The organism is Synechocystis sp. PCC 7339 (genome assembly GCF_019924095.1).
In the GTDB taxonomy this organism is placed as follows: domain Bacteria; phylum Cyanobacteriota; class Cyanobacteriia; order Cyanobacteriales; family Microcystaceae; genus Synechocystis.
In genome coordinates this window covers 708810-727952 of record NZ_CP063659.1, presented here as the reverse complement: position 1 = coordinate 727952, position 19143 = coordinate 708810, and the positions used below count along the sequence as shown (strand labels likewise).

The 19143-nt window shown below is 46.9% G+C and carries 18 protein-coding genes and 1 other RNA gene; 12 read left to right on the top strand and 7 right to left on the bottom strand.

Annotated elements, in window-relative coordinates; translation table 11 throughout:
• Window positions 1-193 precede the first annotated feature (193 nt).
• Window positions 194-997, top strand: coding sequence for a hypothetical protein (locus IQE94_RS03295; RefSeq protein WP_223342712.1), 804 nt, complete (start codon window positions 194-196; stop codon window positions 995-997).
• 24 nt (window positions 998-1021) lie between these two features.
• Here IQE94_RS03295 and IQE94_RS03290 read toward each other — a convergent pair whose 3' ends face one another.
• Window positions 1022-1861: a segregation/condensation protein A gene (locus tag IQE94_RS03290; protein WP_223342711.1), complete on the bottom strand. Its 840-nt coding sequence runs from the start codon at window positions 1859-1861 to the stop codon at window positions 1022-1024.
• A gap of 56 nt (window positions 1862-1917) precedes the next feature.
• On the opposite strand from IQE94_RS03290, the gene pdxH reads away from it, so the two are divergent.
• Window positions 1918-2562 carry a pyridoxamine 5'-phosphate oxidase gene (gene pdxH, locus IQE94_RS03285; protein ID WP_223343189.1) on the top strand — a complete coding sequence of 215 codons (645 nt, stop codon included), beginning with the start codon at window positions 1918-1920 and terminating at the stop codon, window positions 2560-2562.
• A gap of 397 nt (window positions 2563-2959) precedes the next feature.
• Window positions 2960-3922: a fatty acid desaturase gene (locus IQE94_RS03280; protein WP_370630502.1), complete on the top strand. Its 963-nt coding sequence runs from the start codon at window positions 2960-2962 to the stop codon at window positions 3920-3922.
• A 103-nt stretch (window positions 3923-4025) separates the two neighbouring features.
• Here the strand turns inward: IQE94_RS03280 and IQE94_RS03275 are convergent, their stop codons facing one another.
• Window positions 4026-6533, bottom strand: a complete 2508-nt coding sequence (locus IQE94_RS03275) for a sigma 54-interacting transcriptional regulator (protein ID WP_223342709.1) — start codon at window positions 6531-6533, stop codon at window positions 4026-4028.
• 92 nt (window positions 6534-6625) lie between these two features.
• Here IQE94_RS03275 and IQE94_RS18800 point away from each other — a divergent pair, with 92 nt between their 5' ends.
• The 7 genes from IQE94_RS18800 to IQE94_RS03245 all read left to right on the top strand — a co-directional run bounded on the left by IQE94_RS18800 (window position 6626) and on the right by IQE94_RS03245 (window position 12174).
• Window positions 6626-6799, top strand: coding sequence for a DUF6883 domain-containing protein (locus tag IQE94_RS18800; RefSeq protein WP_370630501.1), 174 nt, complete (start codon window positions 6626-6628; stop codon window positions 6797-6799).
• 165 nt (window positions 6800-6964) lie between these two features.
• Window positions 6965-7210, top strand: a complete 246-nt coding sequence (locus IQE94_RS03270; RefSeq protein ID WP_212716128.1) for a DUF4926 domain-containing protein — start codon at window positions 6965-6967, stop codon at window positions 7208-7210.
• Between the two features lie 92 nt (window positions 7211-7302).
• Window positions 7303-8961 (top strand): glutamine hydrolyzing CTP synthase, encoded by a 1659-nt coding sequence (pyrG, locus tag IQE94_RS03265; protein WP_223342708.1) that lies wholly within the window; start codon window positions 7303-7305, stop codon window positions 8959-8961.
• Entirely contained in the window at window positions 8948-9550 is a 603-nt protein-coding gene (gene leuD / locus IQE94_RS03260) for a 3-isopropylmalate dehydratase small subunit (protein WP_223342707.1), read from the top strand. The genes pyrG and leuD overlap by 14 nt, the downstream gene beginning before the upstream one ends.
• Before the next feature lie 36 nt (window positions 9551-9586).
• Entirely contained in the window at window positions 9587-10549 is a 963-nt protein-coding gene (locus IQE94_RS03255) for a pentapeptide repeat-containing protein (RefSeq protein ID WP_212716123.1), read from the top strand.
• A gap of 38 nt (window positions 10550-10587) precedes the next feature.
• Window positions 10588-10929, top strand: a complete 342-nt coding sequence (locus IQE94_RS03250; protein WP_223342706.1) for a DUF4359 domain-containing protein — start codon at window positions 10588-10590, stop codon at window positions 10927-10929.
• A 141-nt stretch (window positions 10930-11070) separates the two neighbouring features.
• Window positions 11071-12174: an AI-2E family transporter gene (locus tag IQE94_RS03245; RefSeq protein ID WP_223342705.1), complete on the top strand. Its 1104-nt coding sequence runs from the start codon at window positions 11071-11073 to the stop codon at window positions 12172-12174.
• Window positions 12175-12265: 91 nt separating this feature from the next.
• Here IQE94_RS03245 and ssrS read toward each other — a convergent pair.
• The 4 genes from ssrS to IQE94_RS03225 all read right to left on the bottom strand — a co-directional run bounded on the left by ssrS (window position 12266) and on the right by IQE94_RS03225 (window position 14457).
• A non-coding RNA gene (gene ssrS / locus IQE94_RS03240) (6S RNA) lies at window positions 12266-12451 on the bottom strand.
• 136 nt (window positions 12452-12587) lie between these two features.
• Window positions 12588-13172 (bottom strand): CPBP family intramembrane glutamic endopeptidase, encoded by a 585-nt coding sequence (locus tag IQE94_RS03235; RefSeq protein ID WP_212716117.1) that lies wholly within the window; start codon window positions 13170-13172, stop codon window positions 12588-12590.
• A 6-nt stretch (window positions 13173-13178) separates the two neighbouring features.
• Window positions 13179-14225: a DUF3326 domain-containing protein gene (locus IQE94_RS03230; RefSeq protein ID WP_212716114.1), complete on the bottom strand. Its 1047-nt coding sequence runs from the start codon at window positions 14223-14225 to the stop codon at window positions 13179-13181.
• Window positions 14226-14268: 43 nt separating this feature from the next.
• Entirely contained in the window at window positions 14269-14457 is a 189-nt protein-coding gene (locus tag IQE94_RS03225; protein WP_194015796.1) for a hypothetical protein, read from the bottom strand.
• Window positions 14458-14580: 123 nt separating this feature from the next.
• Between IQE94_RS03225 and IQE94_RS03220 the strand changes: the two genes are divergently transcribed.
• The gene (locus tag IQE94_RS03220; protein ID WP_223342704.1) at window positions 14581-15876 is read left to right on the top strand and encodes a serine hydrolase; all 1296 of its coding nucleotides are present in this window, start codon (window positions 14581-14583) and stop codon (window positions 15874-15876) included.
• A 17-nt stretch (window positions 15877-15893) separates the two neighbouring features.
• Here IQE94_RS03220 and hik34 read toward each other — a convergent pair whose 3' ends face one another.
• Window positions 15894-17288 carry a two-component system sensor histidine kinase Hik34 gene (gene hik34, locus IQE94_RS03215; RefSeq protein ID WP_223342703.1) on the bottom strand — a complete coding sequence of 465 codons (1395 nt, stop codon included), beginning with the start codon at window positions 17286-17288 and terminating at the stop codon, window positions 15894-15896.
• Window positions 17289-18345: 1057 nt separating this feature from the next.
• Here hik34 and IQE94_RS03210 point away from each other — a divergent pair.
• Window positions 18346-19062 carry a Crp/Fnr family transcriptional regulator gene (locus IQE94_RS03210; protein WP_223342702.1) on the top strand — a complete coding sequence of 239 codons (717 nt, stop codon included), beginning with the start codon at window positions 18346-18348 and terminating at the stop codon, window positions 19060-19062.
• Window positions 19063-19143 lie beyond the last annotated feature (81 nt).

Sequence of the window (19143 nt, the reverse complement as noted above, 5' to 3'; positions counted from 1 at the left end):
AAAGCTCAATTGATCTTAAGTTAACATCTTATCAAGATTTCTGTTCTGTGCTAGATTTCCTACGTGGTTTGTCACCCAATTAATCTTTCTACGTTTTTAGACATCAAACTAATCTATGTAGGAAGTTTTAATTGTCATTAACATTAATCATGGTGTTGATTATAATCAAGTTATCCTTAATCATTGTTAAAAAATGGATAATTCAGAGCAATGGTACACAAGAGAAGAAAGAGAGCTATTGCATAAAGCTCGCTATTTCTCAGGTTCCCATAATTATTTTTTTGAGTTAAAGGTAGCCAAAAACGGGTCAAAGTATATTGTTATTGATCAACGCAAGAAGGTTGGAGAAAAGTTTGTAGGATCAAAAATAAGAATTTTTGAAGATGAGATGTTGGAGTTTGAGCGTGTATTACATCAACTTATAGGTATTGCCTCTGGACAAATGCATATTTCTACCGATAACTTGTCTCAAGCAAGCCCTATAGAAGTAGACTTCAAAGACCTCTCGTGGGAAAATAATTCAGATATCTGCCCTAGCTTTTTTCGAATATTAGCTACCACTAATGACTGGCAAGAGTTTGAAAAATATACCTTTTTATTATTAAAATCACTAGGAATTGTAACTATCAAAAGTTTTCTTGGAGAAAAACAAGCTGGTAAGGCGGATGGATTTTTTCGCACTACTAATCTTTCAGTCATTTATGACTGTACCTTGGCGAAGGGAGACATTGAAAGTCTTAAAAATCAACAAATTGTTAATTACTGTAGTCAATTGAAGCAAGGCAGAATAGAGTTTTCAGATAAAATAGTTGAAGAATTTCACGAAGATCATAAGCAAGTTTGGATAATCAGTCGTCAATGCTCTCGAAAAATTCAAGTAATTAATTCCATAGAAGTTAAATTGATTTCCATCCAAGATTTAATGAACCTATATGCAACTCGATTGACATCTAACTCTTCATATGAATCTTTAGACTTGCAACTAAGAAATATTTAGCATTTAAGAGCAATTATTTATACACTAAGCTAAATTTACTGTTTCATTTTCTCGATCTAAAGTTAACTGTATATTTTCTTCAGGATCAATAATTTGAACTTGTAAATCTTGGTAAAATTCTTCCTGAGTCAAAGATACTTTCGACTGGGAACTTAATAGTAGTAAAGCCCAAAATACGCCAACTTTATCTTTTTTGTCTGGTAATTTATCTGGATCTAGATGGTGATGCCAACAACGGAGTAGTGTGTCTAAATCTACCCAGGAACGATGGGGTAAATCGGGCAAAATTTCTGGCAGACGAGTTTGCAAAAATTGTTCCAATTGACTAGCTAACTCCGTTAAATTTTCCTGGTGGGCTAATTCGGTGATAATTTGTAGGGCTTCCCGCCGGGATTGGGGTCGGGCTCGTTTAACCCGTTTAGGTTTTTGTTCACTTTTTTCGATCTCGACGGCGATCGCCTCAATTTGATCAATTAATTCCGCTAAGGTAACTCGACGACGTTGCAGAGGGGGGACAGCAGTGCGCCGACGCAGACGATTTTCTAAATCCCTTGGTAACCGAGCTATTTGCTCCTCGCTCCATTCTTCTAGATCTGCTTCGGGTATAACTTCTTCCGGTTCCTGCTCCAAGTTGTGGAGGCTATCGGCCTTGTAGCGCACTAACATGGAGGCCCAAAGAAAGGCCTGGCCAGAACGGGGCAAATTTTGCTGTTGAAAACTTAGGTCGAGGCTGTTGAGAATGCCTAGATCCTGCAAAAAGCGATCAATTACGTCGATCACTGACACATCCCAGGGATTAATCTCCCCTTGGTGGGCCATTTCGATCAGGGTATCAATGGCATGACTCGCCGCAGATGGTGTCATAATTCCCTATGTTAACTGCCCGCTGTGAAGATCACCAGTTGGAGGACGCAGGCTTTATGGATGGTGTTTCCCTCGCGGATTTGCGCTTGAACTATACCCAGGGAGGTTTAACGGAGGCCGAGGTAGCAGACCATCCCTTTACCCAATTCCATACCTGGCTGCAACAGGCGATCGCCGCTGAGTTGCCAGAACCCAATGCTATGTCCCTGAGTACCCTGTCCGAGGAATGCCATCCGGTGGGACGTATGGTGTTGCTCAAGGGTTTGGATGAACGGGGTTTCGTTTTTTACACCAACTATCAGAGTGCGAAGGGGCAACAATTAACAGCCCATCCCTGGGCCGGATTAGTATTTTGGTGGGCGGCCCTGGAGAGACAGGTGCGGGTGGATGGCCGGGTGGAAAAAATTGATCCAGCGGAATCCGATACCTATTTCCAGTCTCGTCCCCGGTCGTCCCAATTGGGGGCCTGGGCTTCTCCCCAAAGTCAAATCGTCGGCGATCGCCAGGTTTTGGAAGACAATTTAGCCCGCTGGGAAAAGCATTATGCTGGCCAATCCATCCCCCGACCACCGCACTGGGGAGGATTTCGTGTCATTCCCCATCGCATCGAATTTTGGCAAGGTCGTCCTAGTCGCCTCCATGACCGCTTGCAATTTAATTTAGTTGATGGCCAATGGCAAAAAGAGAGATTAGCGCCGTAGAAGTTAGTCCTGCTCCCATGCCACCGCTGACTTAAAACTTCGACACTGTGGTTAATAAAAATTATCGAGCTTACGTATTTGTGTACGTTTAGATGCTTTAGCCTCCTTATCCCTACGCAAATTTGAGTCGGATGTTTTCCTTACTTTGCCTTTTGTGGTGGTCAAGATTGATCTCGCCCCTAAATCTGCGTCTCTAGTGGGGGAGCATTTTTTAACATTTTTTAACATTTAGGCTAGAATCATAGGATTGTTTTGCCATCACGGCCCTTAAGATAAATACGTGCGTCTAGAAATTACCTCGCCTCAAACAAAACTTCCTTTCCTCAAAACTGAAGAATTACCCTTCACCCTCCAAGAGCTCAGAAGCGCCATCCCAGTGGATTGTTTCGAGCCATCAGTGGTCCGCTCCCTGGGCTACTTTTTTTTGGATGTTGGTTTAATTGTCGGATTTTATGCCCTAGCGGCCTATCTTGATTCCTGGTTCTTCTATCCCATTTTTTGGCTGATCCAGGGGACCCTTTTCTGGTCTCTGTTTGTGGTGGGTCATGATTGTGGCCATGGTTCCTTTTCCAAATCCAAAACCCTCAATAGTTGGATTGGCCACCTCAGCCACACGCCAATTTTGGTGCCTTACCACGGCTGGCGCATTAGTCATCGTACTCATCATGCCAACACTGGGAACGTAGACACCGACGAAAGTTGGTATCCAGTGTCGGAGCAAAAGTATAACCAAATGGCCTGGTATGAAAAGCTGTTACGTTTCTACTTGCCCTTGATTGCCTATCCCATCTACCTATTTCGGCGATCGCCAGATCGGGAAGGCTCCCATTTCATGCCCAACAGTCCCCTATTCCGTCCCGGAGAAAAATGGGCTGTTCTCACCAGTAGTCTTTTGCTCGCAACTTTTGTCGGCTTCCTCGGCTTTTTAACCTTCCAATTTGGCTGGCTATTTTTGCTGAAATTTTATGTTGCCCCGTACATCGTATTTGTGGTGTGGCTAGATCTGGTCACATTTTTGCATCACACCGAAGACGATATCCCCTGGTATCGTGGTGATGATTGGTATTTTCTCAAAGGTGCCCTCTCCACCATTGACCGGGACTACGGTTTCATTAACTCCATTCACCATGACATCGGCACCCACGTTGCCCACCATATTTTCTTGAACATGCCCCACTACAAATTACGCCGGGCGACTGAAGCCATCAAGCCCATTTTAGGGGAGTATTATCGCTATTCCAATGAATCAATCTGGAAAGCCTTTTTTAAATCCTATTGGGCCTGTCATTTTGTGCCCAATCAAGGTTCAGGGGTTTATTACCAATCGCCATCGAATGGAGGATATCAAAAAAAATCCTAATTGAATAAAACTGACATCGGTAGGGAAAGCAATATCAGATGGTATTATTTCCCCCGATCACCCCATTAACGATGCGTATCAAGTTCAAAAACTTTTAAACTATTCAAACAATAACAGTCCAAAAGATCAGCATTAAACCGACAACGGTGCCGTGGTGGGGAAGAAGGCTAAAAAAGGATTGTTTGCTCAATTGTTGACTGAGAAAAATTGACCAAAGCACCCCCGCTAAAAGAAGCATACCTTGCAAAAAGGCGATCGCCGCCGGATCCGCTACCAACATTGGTAAGTCAAAGGGCAAAGACCAGTGGAAAGTTTTTGGTACTAGGGTCAACACCTGCCCTGCTTCTCCCAAACCCAGGTTGAGATAATGGGCTAAGTTGGCCGTTAAAGTGAGGGGCAATAAACCGTAGGCTAAGTTAATGAAGGGAATTTTTTGCCCAACTTTAGGAGTGGGAATCAAAAAGTAAGCTATCAGTGGCAGTAAAGCTGGTAAAAATAGCAAGCCGAGGGAGAGCAAACCGTGGTTGATAAATGTACCCACTGGTGGCAAATTCCATACCTGGATAAATTCTGGTAATCTCCTCAGTAAAACGCTATTAAGCAGTAATAACAACAATGCAACTTCGTAGGGACGCACAGTATGGGTTGTAACAATGGCGATCGCCGGAGGACGTAAATTAAATTCCACTGAACGATGGGGGCAGGCTTTTAAGCAAGTCATACATAGTACACAATCCCGATTGTCCGTTAGTTGGGCCGGGTGGGTGCCCAAGGGACAGCCTTCAGTAGCTTGCCCTTCTCCTTTGGCAGGGCCTCCTTTATAGCATTGGTAGGTAGTACATTCCGCCGAGCAAGTTCCCTGTTGGGCTCGCAATTCCGTAATAGCCAATTTGGCAAACATGCCGTTCATGCCGCCAATGGGACAGAGGTAACGACACCAAAATCTTTGCTCAAAAATCACGGAGCAAACCATGGCCCCTCCGGTAATTAAAAGCAATAACCAAGCAGAAAGGTAAGCAGTATTTTCCAAATCCCAAAGTTCTTCCCAGAGTAAAATTAGGGCAAAAAGGGCAAAAAGAAACCAACCACCCCAATTTTCCGCCGTCTGTCTTGGCCATTTTTTTAGTTTTCTAGGCCAGAGCCACAGGGATAATTTTTGGGTAATTTCTCCATAAATCATAAAGGGACAAACAGCACACCAAAGCCTACCGACAAAGAGAAATCCCAATAACACCAGAGGCCACCACCAAGCCCAAAATAAATTCAAAGCAAAATTTTGATCCCTCGTTTGGGGCCCTAGAAATAAAATGGCAACAATAAGGGGAAAAGCAAAGATGGTAAATCCATAATTAAGGCGATCTGGCCACCAAGCACTACGTAAAAATTGTCTAAACTTAGGGTAACGATTGAGTAAATTAAGGCGAAATAATTGCTTCTTACTTTGGGAGGGCCAAATAATTTCTTCGGTAATTACTTTTTCCCCTTGTAACTGAGTCACCGCCCGCTCCACCAGATTATTTAATTCCCGAACATTATTAGGAAAATCATAGGCCTGTAGGCGGCGCAGAGCCTCTGGTGCTAAGGTGGGAACTTTGATGCCTTTGGAGCGACAAATTATACTTAGATAATAGTCAACATAATCTTCAATATCTGCTTTTCTTACCCGTAAAGGAGGGATTTTAATGGTGTTGGCAAAGAGGGGCGTAAGCTTAGGAATAATGTTTTCAGCAATGGCTATTACCTTGGCTTGACTATGGCGAAAAGTTGGTTCTGCTTCCCCCACGGTGGCCACAGGCTGGTAAATACCTTCACAAATTAAATTGGCGATCGCCGGTAAAAGTTGGGGGTGCAATTCCTGGATATTGTTCAACAGCAAGGTGCCCTGACCCAAGGCTTCTAAAATTCCAGATTTACCCTGATTAGTGCCAAAAAGCTCTTGGCCACTGGCGGATAGCAAGGCACAGTTGACTTTCACCATTGCTGACCGTTGGGCTTGGGCTGAGCCAAAATGAATGAGGGCGGCGGTGTTATCCTTTTCCAGCCCTGGCTCCCCGAATAGCAACACTGGCTTTTGATCTGTTGATACTGTTTTAATTTGCTCCCGGAGCTTTTGGGCGTAGCGACTTTTGCCCATAATGGCCCGCTTAGCGGCGGGGACGAGGTAGGGGCGCAAAATCTTCTGTTTTTCCTGCTCAAAGAATAATTGGGCATTCAGTTCCCTGAGTTCTTGCACTAACTGCTGGGAAAACGCCTGGGTTATCTGGGGATAATCCTGGAGCAATTGCCGCATTTTTTGCCCCGGTAAATACCATAATTGACAGTCAGTAAGGGCAACTAAATCCTGTTCTAGGGGAGTATCAATCATGAATGCCTCTAGATTAATGATTGCCCCCGGTAATAAACAAAATTTTCTGGCACCGGACTCCAACTGTCCTTGGCCAAGAATGTACAAATCCGTTCCCTTATCCCTATCCTTCGGTAGACTTTCCCCTTTGGTTAAGGAAAATTCAATTAATTGGCTGGCGATCGCCTCCAGAATCTCCGGGGCAAGCTGGCCTAATTCCGTCCGTTGTCGGAGCCAGGAAAGCAAATGGGAAAGGCGATCGGTCATGGCAAAATCTCCGAGGAAAACCCTATGATCATACTAATCGATGCTGTAACCTCTATCCTGAGTCAAGTTCTGGAATATTTTTAATCTAAGTTATGAAATTGCCCTACGGAGACCAAACTGATGTGAAGCAAATAACTGATAAACTACAGACATATTCCCTCAGTCTGAGCCATCCTAATGGCAAACATAAAGCTAGACTTTTCCGAGCTAAATTGGGTATAACAATAAATAACCAAGATTTTCTTATTACCAAAGTTTTGAATTGAAAAATTCTGATCAGTACGGAGAGCGTTATGTAGCTGTCTTTTTCATGACTACCACCACCGGAACAGCGCAAATACTTAGTGCTTGGATAATCCGCCCCGGAGAGACCTATTCTCGACTAACCAGCGTTTATCCCATCCGCAATTAGTACTAAGGAAATTACACTTATGGACAATCTTCAACTACATAATCTTGTGGCGTTAAGAGAAGATATTACTTCCAAGCTTTTTCTGACAAACCAGCCAATTCTATTGCGTCAAGGACAAGTTGGGACAATTATTGAAATTCTGGGGGAAGGAGAAGCTTTTGAAGTCGAGTTTGCCGATGGAGATGGTCAGGCTTACGCCATGTTAGCGGTTCCCAGAGAAAAATTAATGGCTTTACACGATCAACCAATCTTGCTAGCAAGTTAAGCGGTACTCAATTGGACGTTAGGTTTAGTTATTGGCTGGTATCTCCGGTAAAATGGGCGGGGATTTAAGCGCAATTTGAGGGAGTTTGGCCAATGTCGAAGTTTGTTTTTGTGACTGGGGGAGTGGTCTCCAGCATTGGTAAAGGCATTGTGGCCGCTAGTCTGGGACGGTTACTCAAGTCCCGCCATTATTCCGTTTCCATCCTCAAGCTTGACCCTTACATCAACGTTGACCCCGGCACCATGAGTCCCTTTCAACACGGGGAGGTGTTCGTCACCGAAGACGGGGCAGAAACGGATTTAGACCTGGGACATTACGAGCGTTTTACCGATACTTCCATGTCTCGCCTCAATAGTGTTACCACCGGTTCTATTTACCAGGCGGTGATCAACAAGGAACGGCGGGGAGCCTACATGGGGGGCACGGTGCAGGTTATTCCCCATATTACCAATGAGATTAAAGAAAGAATTCTCCGGGTAGCCCAGAACACGAACCCCGATGTGGTGATCACGGAAATTGGCGGCACCGTGGGGGACATTGAATCCCTCCCCTTTTTAGAAGCTATCCGTCAGTTCCGCAAGGAGGTGGGTCGCCATAACGTTATCTATATGCACGTTACGCTCATTCCCTGGATTCCTGCCGCCAAGGAAATGAAAACCAAGCCCACCCAACACTCGGTTAAGGAGTTACGCTCCATTGGGATTCAGCCGGATATCCTCGTGTGCCGTTGCGATCGCCCCTTACATCCGGGCATGAAGGAAAAGTTATCGGAATTCTGTGATGTGCCGGTGGAGTCTGTAATCACTTGTCAAGATGCCAGCAGTATCTATGAGGTGCCGTTAATCCTGGAAAAAGAAGGATTAGCCCACCAGACCCTAGAGTTGCTGAAAATGGAAAATCGATCGCCCGATCTTTCCCAATGGCAATCCCTGGTGGAAAAAATGCAGTCCCCTCACCATGAAATTACTGTGGCGTTGGTGGGTAAGTATGTTCAACTCAGCGATGCTTATCTATCTGTAGTGGAAGCCCTGGGCCATGCGGCGATCGCCAGTGACAGCAAACTCCATTTACGCTGGGTTAGTGCGGAGGAAATTGAAGCCCAGGGAGCAGCCACCTTCCTGAAAGAAGTCGACGGAGTATTGGTGCCCGGCGGTTTTGGCATTCGAGGCGTGGATGGCAAAGTTCAGGCGATCGAGTATGCCCGGGAAAATCAACTACCCTTTTTAGGACTATGTTTGGGTATGCAGTGCTCCGTCATCGAGTGGGCTAGGAACGTGGCTAAATTGCCGGAAGCCAACAGCGCTGAATTTGAAACGGAAACCCCCAATCCGGTCATTAACCTCTTGCCCGAACAACAGGACGTGGTGGACTTGGGGGGAACCATGCGTTTAGGTCTTTACCCCTGTCGCATTGCCCCAGACACCCTCGCCTTTTCCCTCTACCAAAGGGAAGTGGTGTATGAACGCCACCGCCACCGTTATGAATTTAATAACTCCTACCGTAATCAATTCATTGATACTGGCTTTGTGGTGAGTGGCACCTCCCCCGACGGCCGCCTAGTGGAGATTATCGAATATCCCCACCATTCCTTTTTCATTGCCTGTCAATTTCACCCCGAATTTCATTCCCGTCCCAACCAAGCCCATCCCCTTTTTGGTGGCTTTATTAATGCCGTCTTAAAACATCGTAATGCCCCTGCTAAGATAGCGTTTAATTGCCACACCGTTACCGAAGACCATGAGCCAAGTTAAAGGAATCCAAGGCCAAGCTTTGCCCCTAGTGGGGAACGACATCGATACCGACCGCATTATCCCCGCCCGTTTTTTAAGGTGCGTCACCTTCGACGGCCTGGGGGAACATGTCTTTGCCGATGATCGCCAACAGCAGGGGGGAAATCATCCCTTTGACCTGCCGCAATATCAACAGGCAACCATTTTGGTAGTGAACCGTAACTTTGGTTGTGGATCTAGCCGGGAACACGCCCCCCAAGCGATCATCAAATGGGGCATCAAAGCCATTATCGGAGAGAGTTTTGCCGAAATCTTTTTAGGGAATTGTTTGGCCAATGGGGTGCCCTGTGTGACGGCTTCCCATGATCAAGTACAAGCCTTACAAGGGGCCATTGCTGAAGATCCGAATTTAATGGTTGATCTCGACTTAACCAGTTCCTCCGTTGCTTACGGCGATCAAAGTTTTGCCGTAGTTCTTTCCGACGGAGCTCAGCAAATGCTACTGGATGGCCAATGGGACACCTGTGGACAACTGGTGCAAAATCGCAATCAAATTGTCGCCACCAGCCAGAAACTCCCCTATCTCCAGTGGACCACCGGTGCCGCCTAGAACGGGTTGACAACTCCCACCACACGCTAGGAAACAATGGAAACCGAGCAACTTCTTTGGCAATATGGCCAAGGCACCAGGGACTTTAGTTGCATTACCCTACACCACGCCGACCTAATCCAGTCCGATTTACCCGATATCATTCTCAACCAGGCCCTGTTGGAGTACGGCAATTTAAGTGGTAGTAACTTTTCCCGAGCCCAACTGCGCCGCACGGACCTCAGTCATGCCCGCCTGATGGGGGTGAAATTCTGTCGAGCAGACTTAACGGGCATAGATTTGAGCCACTCAGACCTCAGTTGGGTAGACTTCACCGACTGCAACCTCAGGGGGGCCAATTTAGCCTATGCCAAACTCAAACAAGCTAAACTGATTCGCACTAACTTGGAGGGGGCTAACCTAGTGGAAACTAATTTCCAGGGGGCGGTCCTTGAGGGGGTGAACTTTGCAAGGGCGGATTTGAGTGGGGCGGATCTCAGCCGTGTCGACTTAGCGCAGGCAAATTTTAGCCGGGCAGATTTAGAAGGGGGAGATTTTCGCAAAGCCAACTTTGACCACGCCAGCTTCTATAAAGCAGATCTAAGTCAAGCCCAATTACGTCACGGTAAAGTGGAGGAAGCTTTTTTGCAGAGAGCCGACCTTAGTCAAGCTAACTTGAAGGGAGCAAATTTGGCGAGGGCATTGATGAAGGAAGTTAACCTTAGTTTAATTAACCTATCGGAAATCAGTCTCAAAGCTAACTTGGCCGGTGATCAGATTAACTTTACGGGGTGTGCTCTGCGGAGCGCTGTTTTTCAAGGGACTAATTTCCAAAATGCCAATTTTGACTATGCTTCCCTGCGCAAGACTCTGTTAGCGGGGGCAATACTGCGGGGAGCCAATCTAGTCGATGCCTGTTTGCAGGGGGCCGATTTGCGTAATGTCAGTTTTCAAAATAGTCACATCAGCAGTATAAACTTAGCGAAAACAATTATGCCGGATGGGAGCGTGCATCCCTAATGAGAGTGTTTTCGGTTTTTGGGTTAATCGGGGGGGTGATGGTATTAGCTGGTGGAGCCCTGATGGCGATCGGTAATCCGGGTAAGCCGGACTACGAGGACTACGCCGTAGAGACCCTCAGCACCTATCTGAAAACCGAGATTTGTCCTAAAGCGCCCTCGGATTTTGGTGGCTTCGTGCAGAATTATTGCAAAACCTTAGTTGATGCGGGGCAACCGCAAATTAAGCAAGTCATCGCCCAAACCACTAATCAGCAAAATTTTCTGTTGTTTAGCATTTATGAAACCACTCTAGCTCTGCCGGATCCTTTCCCCACCTACGAGTTTCAAACCATTGGGGTAATGAAACAGTTTTATACCTATCAAGCCATGGAAATGTAAATAGGTGAAAAATAGTGCAAAAACAGGGCCGAAGCGGAACAGCATTTTTAACCAGATAGTTAAGTTTGATTAATTAATTTTGTTCGACTATTGCTGTTGTGTAATTGTTATCCTAATCTTTCCCCTTGTTGATTTCTGATAATGACAGAGTTAATTAAATCCTTACCAAGTTGGCTCAAGATTACGATCATTTTCCCCATCCTCTTTTTGAATGGGGTTTTGTTAACTCTGATCATTGATCGTTTCCGTGACCTCTTTGACTACATCATTATTGCGACCCTAGTGACTTTCTTGCTCAAGTTAACCATTGGTTTTTTAGTTAGTAAGGGCATCGGTAAAAGGTTGGCAATTTTTGCGGTCATTACCATCAGTTTTGCCCTGATCGCCCTGGGGGGAATTACCATAATTCCCTTGATGGCTAGTCAATTGAGTAATCTTTCCCAGGATATCCCCCGTTGGCTCAGTGGCAGTAAAGACCATTTAAATGATTTACGAAACTCTACTTTCGCCTTAACCCTTGATGGCATGGGGATCAATATTGATGACCTATTGCAAAAGACCTACGTTGCTTTGAGTAAAGAATTGGACCGCATTGGGCAAATTAGTCTGAAAGTATTGACTGAAACCATTGGGGGTGTGGTGGATACCCTAGTGATCTTGGTGTTAACTATTTTTTTATTAGTGGGGGGGGATGGTTTTTGGCAAGGAATTCTGAGTTGGTTACCCTCTCCCTGGGAGAAAAAAATTCCCCAATATGCCAGTGAAATTTTCCGGGATTATTTTATTAGTCGTCTAATTCTGGCGTCGGGGTCTAGTCTAGCTCGCTTGGTGGTTTTTGCCGCTTTAGGCATTCCCTACAGTATTCTTTTCGCCTTTAGTTTGGGTTTGGCCAGTTTGATTCCCTTTGCTGGGGCGGTAGTAACCTTTATTGGCACTGTGGTTTTAGTTTTAAATGGTTGGGTGGTGGCAGTGAAATTTTTCGTCAGTGCCATTGTCATTGATCAAATCACCGACAACGGTGTGGCACCCAAATTAATGGGGGATAAAATTGGCTTAAATCCGGTATGGATCTTGATTTCAATCTTTGTCGGGGCAGAAATAGCCGGTTTGCTGGGAGTGCTGCTCGCAGTCCCGATCGCCAGTGTGATCAAGAAAGTGGTTGATGATGTGCGGTCTGGAAAAACTGATCTCAGTCAGCCTGAGCCCCAGGAGCCGCCAGAGACAATGCCAGAATCCCTTGCTTAGGGTGGCGGGAGAACCTATGTGGGGTACAAAAAAACTAAGACAACCGAGTTAAACCCGATGTAAGAGAGAGCAAAACCTGAAAAGCTGAGAAAGAAGTACCACCACGCCGTTTTACCTCAGTTTATGACCTGGTGTAACCAGGGGGGAGTCATCAATTCCCGTTTTCGTTTCCGGGTACGAGCCCGGTCTACTGCAACGCAGAATGCACAGAGACACCCTTATTTTTCAAGCATAGATCAAAAAACGTTGTTGGCAGTCACCAACGCGGTAGTTACTTCCCTGTCATTATAACCCTAATCCCTCGGCGATCGGGAATGGGACTGGCGTCCGACCAGGGACGTTCAATCAGGGTAGCAATCCTGTTCATTGGGGGACTCGGATCAAACCCATGGAATCAACCTGGGCCAGATAAATTACCCTTGGCGGTGGTTAAATTTCCAGAGGGCACTGGAAACCCAGTTGGTGAGAATGTGAGCCACAATGGGCACCAGTAAATTACCGCTGGCGATCGCCCCGTAGCCCAGCACCAAACCCACCACTGTCGCCCAAACCACATAGGGCCACTGCTCAACACTGCTCAGGTGCAATACGCCAAAAACTAAACTGGAAACCACCACTGCCAGGCCCCCAGCCCCCAGGGCTGATAACATGACTCCCCGGAATAGTAGTTCTTCGCTTAGACCGGGTAATAGTCCTAACCAGAGTAGGTCAGCCCACACCAAGGGTTTAATCACAAAGGCGAGATAGACATCGGCACTGGCTCGATAGGCAGGCCAAAGTCGGTAAATTAATCCACTGGCCAAGATAATTGCCGCCGCTAAACCGACCCCTATCAAGGCATCCGGAGCATTTAAACTTATCCTCAGCAGGGTGACATCCCCCCACCATTGCCAGAGTTTAGCAATGATCAGCAGTAGCACCGCTGTGAATCCCATCACCCCGAGAATTTGGGTACGGTTCAGGGGTTCCATTTCGGAAGGACTATTAGATGAAGACACAGATACTCAGGGTAGGCGGTGAAGAAGGGGTAAATCCGGTTGGAAACAATCAAGGTTAATGCCTGCACGGTCTGCACACAGCACACCGATCGCCTCTAAATAAGAGTTTACCCTAACCACAGAAATGCCTAGGTCTTCGGCATAGACTTCTAGCTGGGTGGAGTTATTTTCCACTGCAATGATGCGGGTAGAAGTGTGACTAAAACTCATCAGGGCCGAACCACCGCAGGCACTGGCGGGCACAACCACCGCATTTACGTCCCGACTCCAGAGGGTTTGGCCATCGGTGCTGGGAAATCTTTGGTAGTGGGGAGCCCGACTCAGCCCCATCAACACACAGGGTAAAAATGTGTAACCCAATTCCTCCGCCGCCGACCGGGGAGAAATATTTGGGTCTAGGGGCAAAGGACTCAACGCTGGGGCATGGGCACAGGGTACCTGAAACTGGCGCACCACCAAATGGGAAATGACTGCTTCGGCTCCTGCCAAGGGATCCACTCCGCAACCATGGCGGTAATTTTCTAGCACCTGACTACCCACGTCATCGGGAAAGCGGGCCACAACGGCGATCGCCTGGGCTTTGGTCTGGGTCAATAACTTATCCGCCGCCCGCAACAAACTTTCTGGGTTGGCAATGGTGCCCCAACTAGTCCCGGAAGCCGACAGCCGCAACTCCACCCCCAGGGGTTCATCGGTAACAACGTAATCCGTTAGGGTTAAACCAAGGGTTGCCCTGGCCCCGTCCGCTACCTGCAAATGTCGCCAGCGCAAATCTCCTTCAATGCCCTGGTCCAAAATTAGTCCAATGGCATTCTGACGCACTGGTGTGAGACCCCAATCCCCCTGAGCAAAGCGGTCTAGGGCATAACCTTCCACGTAGAGAGCGTTAGGTATGGGGTAATAAAGCTGGGCCCCGTTTAACACATTGGGATGGGTAATGAGGCGATCGCACCCTTGGGCCATGGCCCTGGCGATCGGCAAGGCGTCCCCAGCGTAACCACCAATGGCCGCCCCCACCCCGGTGGGGATAATTAAAGCGACGTTATAACTCAAAGTGACTGTAAAAAACTGGAACTAACCGGTGAAATTCAAACTGCTAGACTTCCTGCACCGCCGTCACTGTTACCACCGCCTCCACCTGGGCTTTTTGTTGCTCCTTATCTACTGCTGTCACCGCCCACCGCAGGGGATCACCCCGTTTGGCCAACTCTGCTTCAATTTCCCGTTGCAGTTCTAGAGGATTTTCCTGGAGGTCAATTTCCGCAGTGATGAAATGGGTCGTCATGGTTGATTGGGCTAATGTATGGGGCTAGAGAAAGGGAACCCTGATTGGATCTTAGCAAAACCCCAGGAATTTTCCGCTAAAATTCAAAACTGACCACAAAGATAACCTGGGCGAAACAAAAGCTTGAAAAAGGTTTTAACTGGCATTATTGCCCTCCTAATCTGGGGTTTATTAGTGGGGACAGTGTTATGGGGGGAAAGTATTTGGTTTTCCCATCCTCCCCTACGCCCTGGTGATCGAGCCTCCCTCAACCAATATTTGATTGATCGCCTTAACCAAGGGAAGGGTAAGGAATTAGGCAGTGCGGCCCTAGCCCTAATCCAGAATGGCAAAGTGGAAACTGTACATACGGTGAGAGTGGAGAATGTTGATTCCGGTTCTCCCGTTGATCCAGAAAATACCCTCTACCAAATGGCTTCCGTAAGTAAACTGGTCACCGCCTGGGGGGTAATGAAATTGGTGGAAATGGGACAGATTAATTTGGACGATCCAGTTTTGTCCCATCTCCGGCGTTGGCAGTTTCCTGCTGATAGCCCTTACCGAAGAGAGGTAACCATTGCCCAACTGTTGAGCCATACCGGTGGACAGAATGACCATTTTGGCTATGGGGGATTTTTGCCGGGGCAACCATTGCAAACCCTAGAACAGTCCTTAACCCTGACGAAAGATGTGGCCTTTGGGGAACCAAGGGGGGTGGAGGCAGTTTATCCACCGGGGCAGGAATGGCGTTATTCTGGGGGAGGCTATACCGTTCTGCAACTGTTGGTGGAGGAAGTAGCAGGACAATCCTTTGCCGAATTTATGCGGGAGCAAATTCTTAACCCGCTGGGTATGACCGGGGCCAATTTTGATTGGCAAACCATTGTTGACCAGGGAAGGGCAGACGATTTAGCCACCAGTTTTACGGAAGATTTACAACCCAGTCCTCCTCGTCATTTCACTGCCACCGGGGCGGCGTCTCTCTATGCCAGCTTGGATGACATGGTTAAATTTGCCCAGGCCCAGCTTCGACCGAACCCAGTTTTGAGAGCTGATACCTTGCATAGCATGGCAACTGCCCAACCGGGCACCGATAGCACCTGGGGTTTAGGCATGATGCTGTATCAAACCACCACTAATGGGGGTCATGTGATCGGCCATGACGGTGGCAATATGCCAGCCCTGAACCACACTTTGCGGGTCAATCCAGAAACAGGTAATGGCATTGTGCTGCTGCTATCGGGGAACCGTAATCTAGCTAGTTATCTAGGAGATGATTGGGTTTATTGGGAAACAGGTAAGTTGACGATGGCGGGCAGGGAACGATTTTGGCAATCCCGTTTTGTACCAGCATTGATAGCGGTTGGGGCCGGGGCGATCGCCATTGGCATTTTGACCTTTATTTCCCAGGGTTTACGCCGACGAATTTCAGAGCATTGAAACTCTAAGTTTAGGAGTTATACCATGGTGAACCGCTTATCATAATTGGCCACAGGCACAGTCCTTTGTTCACATTTAAGGTAGATGGTTAGCACCTCCTCCGATGGCGATCGCCGTCGCACGGTCAACTTACCCCCCAGTAGTTGAAAGAGGTTTTTGGTCACGTCCCAATTTAAACTCAGACAACCCGTTTCCGGCTGGAACATGAGCAATTCCCCGAGGGCCTTGACGGGATTAGCTTGGTGCACCGACTGGGTATGGAACTGCACCTTTAATTGATCCCCGGCGGTAGTGATTTTTAAATGAATTTCTCCACCTCCGTTAAAATTTCGCACAAATTTTTCAATCATGCCCCCCAACACCTGGTCCAACAAACTGGGGTTACTCCACACCTGGGGCAAAGAATGGGGAATCTGCGCTTGTAAATTGACGTTGTAGCGTTGGGCCTGTTTTTGCCAGCGGGGAATCCCGGCTTGAAATACCGCTTCTAGGGACGTGACTGTCAGGGGCACCACCAATTCCGGCAGGGGGGTGGATTCCAATTCCGTGGCTCGGAAAATCAGATCCATGCGGCTGATTTGATCACTACACTCCCGGTCAATGGATTCAATCCGTTTGAGCACTTCCGGGGAAAGGTCTTTGCGACGCAACAACAACTTGGTCAGGGTGCGAATGCTAGTCAGGGGAGTCCGCACCTCATGGGTCAAAGCTTGGAGCAGTTCCACGTCTGGGGATGGTTCCGCAGATTCCTGTTCCTGCAGTGGGGGAAGATTATGGAGATTGGGCTGATAGTCCAACATTAACTGCCCGAAGTAGGTCACCAAACGGAAATCGGGCTGGGGAAAATTAAAAGCCGCTATGGTTTTTTGCAACAGGGGCAGGTCAGAACCTAGGCCGTACTTGAGACGGGTCTGGAGACTAAACCAAGCTTGTTGCAAAATCTCCGGGTCAAAACTCCAGTAAAACTGGGCTAAACCCTGCTCATTTTTACCCAACAGCAATAGCAAGCCAAATTGGGGGGTCATCAGCCAGCAAAATTGCTCTTCCGCCAAGGGATCCTGGGGAAATAGGGGAATTTCCCGCATGGGGGGGATTGGACTCCATTCAGATTCCCCACCAGTTAAACAAGGCCAGGGGGAAAATTCATCCCAGGAAGTGGCAATGCCTTGGTAAAAATTTCGCACCAGCACTGCATCTTTGAGCACTGGAGCAGGGCCGGCCAAACAGATTCCCGGTAATTCCCCCCCCACATTGGGTAAAGCCTGCCTTAAAAATGGCTCCAAAGCGGCGATCGCCCCAAACCATTGTTGCTGGGCCTTCGGATGGGCCCATTGGGGAGCCCGCCCCCGGTCATATCCTCCCCAACCGGAAGACACAAACAAATCACTCAACTTTAGGCAAACTTCATTCACGGGAACCAGATTTTTAGGGTGGGAAAGTTAACAGCGGTAACAACGGGGGACGATGTTCTGAAAGGGAATAGGAAATACCAAACTTTTTGCCACTGCAATTTAACAGACTCAGCAGTCTTGGCGTGGCCTCTCTCCCTGATGGTAAGCCCATTTTCCTTTCTCCCTTAGGCGTAAAACCGAACAAGATCAGACGGATGGAGGCAAAGGCACGAAGAAGGGATGACAAACCTATACCGCTCTCCGTCTTGACCAGGGCAAAACTACATTAATTCCTCAATCATTTTTGTGATGCATTAACACTATGATCATTGGCGCAGGTACGATCAAATAGAAATTATGAGTTTATGCGATTTTAAAATCTAATTACCTAATTAAGGTTTTGCAGTGGTGGCGTCAACTACTCTGAGCAATTGTCCTCCTACGGTAAACATATCCAGCGGAAGAACTCCGTCACCCTGTTATTTTTAAGCAACCGATCGCCGGTCTAAGCCCGTACTAAAAACGCCACCCCCACAGTGAAATCGGACACAACACAGACAGAAAAAACGTTAATAAATTCAATATTTCTCACTGTAGAATTTTGTTGTGTGTCAAGTCTAATAGAGATACTTATTTACCGAAAAAATAAAAGCGGTATAACCCATCAACTTTTGGCGATCGCCATCATCAAGGCCATAGACAATTGATTGTTTTCACTAAATCGGATTAGAGGATTTATGAATTACAGAGTAAAAAAATTGAAGTCGAGACTAAATTATCTTGATATTGACTATGGCCGGAAAGTTTTCTATTAATAAATTCTCCTAAAGTCCTGTTTCGTACAGATAAGAATGTAGTTCTGAAGATAGACTCTTGGTTTGGGCCTGTCCGGCGTCCCGTTTGCGCGCAATCCTTACTCTATACAGAAATCAGCTTATCGTGCAGAGTAAATTTTTCCAAGCTTTGGGAGACAAGGAGCCATAAGTATTTTAATTCAAATGAATCTAAGGGATTTTAACATACAACCCTTATGATTATTAGTGAATTGAGATGGCATTTTTAATTAATTGCATTGCCAATGACCAATAATCCCCCCATAAAATTAAATCAGTTATTAGGGCTCCTCCCCGTCGAAGTTTATAAACGTTTAGCGCCCCATCTCAAAAAAGTTGTCTACAAGACCGGCACAGTACTATACGAGCCCAATGAGGTGATGGAATTTGCCTATTTTCCCAATACAGTCATGATTTCCGTTGTTTCAATTATGGATGATGGCTCCACCACAGAAATTGGTTTAATTGGCAATGAAGGAATGGTGGGATTGCCCATTATTCTGGGGGGAAGACAAACCACAAGCCAGGTCATCGTTCAGGTGCCAGGGGAAGCTTGGAAACTAAGTGCCCATATACTTTTACGCGAGTTTGAGCAGTCTCCCCAACTGCAGAAAATTTTGTTGCTCTATACCCAAGCCAGACTCACCCAGGTTTCCCAGAGTGCGGCCTGTAATCGTCAACATAAAATTGAAGAACGTCTGGCCCGCTGGTTAATGTCTGTCCATGACTGTCTTCAAGTGGACGAAATCCCCCTTACCCAAGAATTTGTCGCTAATATGCTCGGGGTCCGGCGATCGGGGGTAACCATTGCTGCCAACTCTCTACAACAGTCCGGCATGATCACTTATCGTCGGGGAAGAATAACTCTGTTAGACTACGATGCCCTTAAAAAAACTAGCTGTGAATGCTATCAATTAGTACAAAATGAATATATTCGTTTGCTTGGTTTTCGTCGGGGTTAAGCTAAAGATAAGAGCATGATCGTACAGACAAAAAGCAATATTTTTTCTAGATTGGATGTGGGGAATAATAAGTAAAAAGCA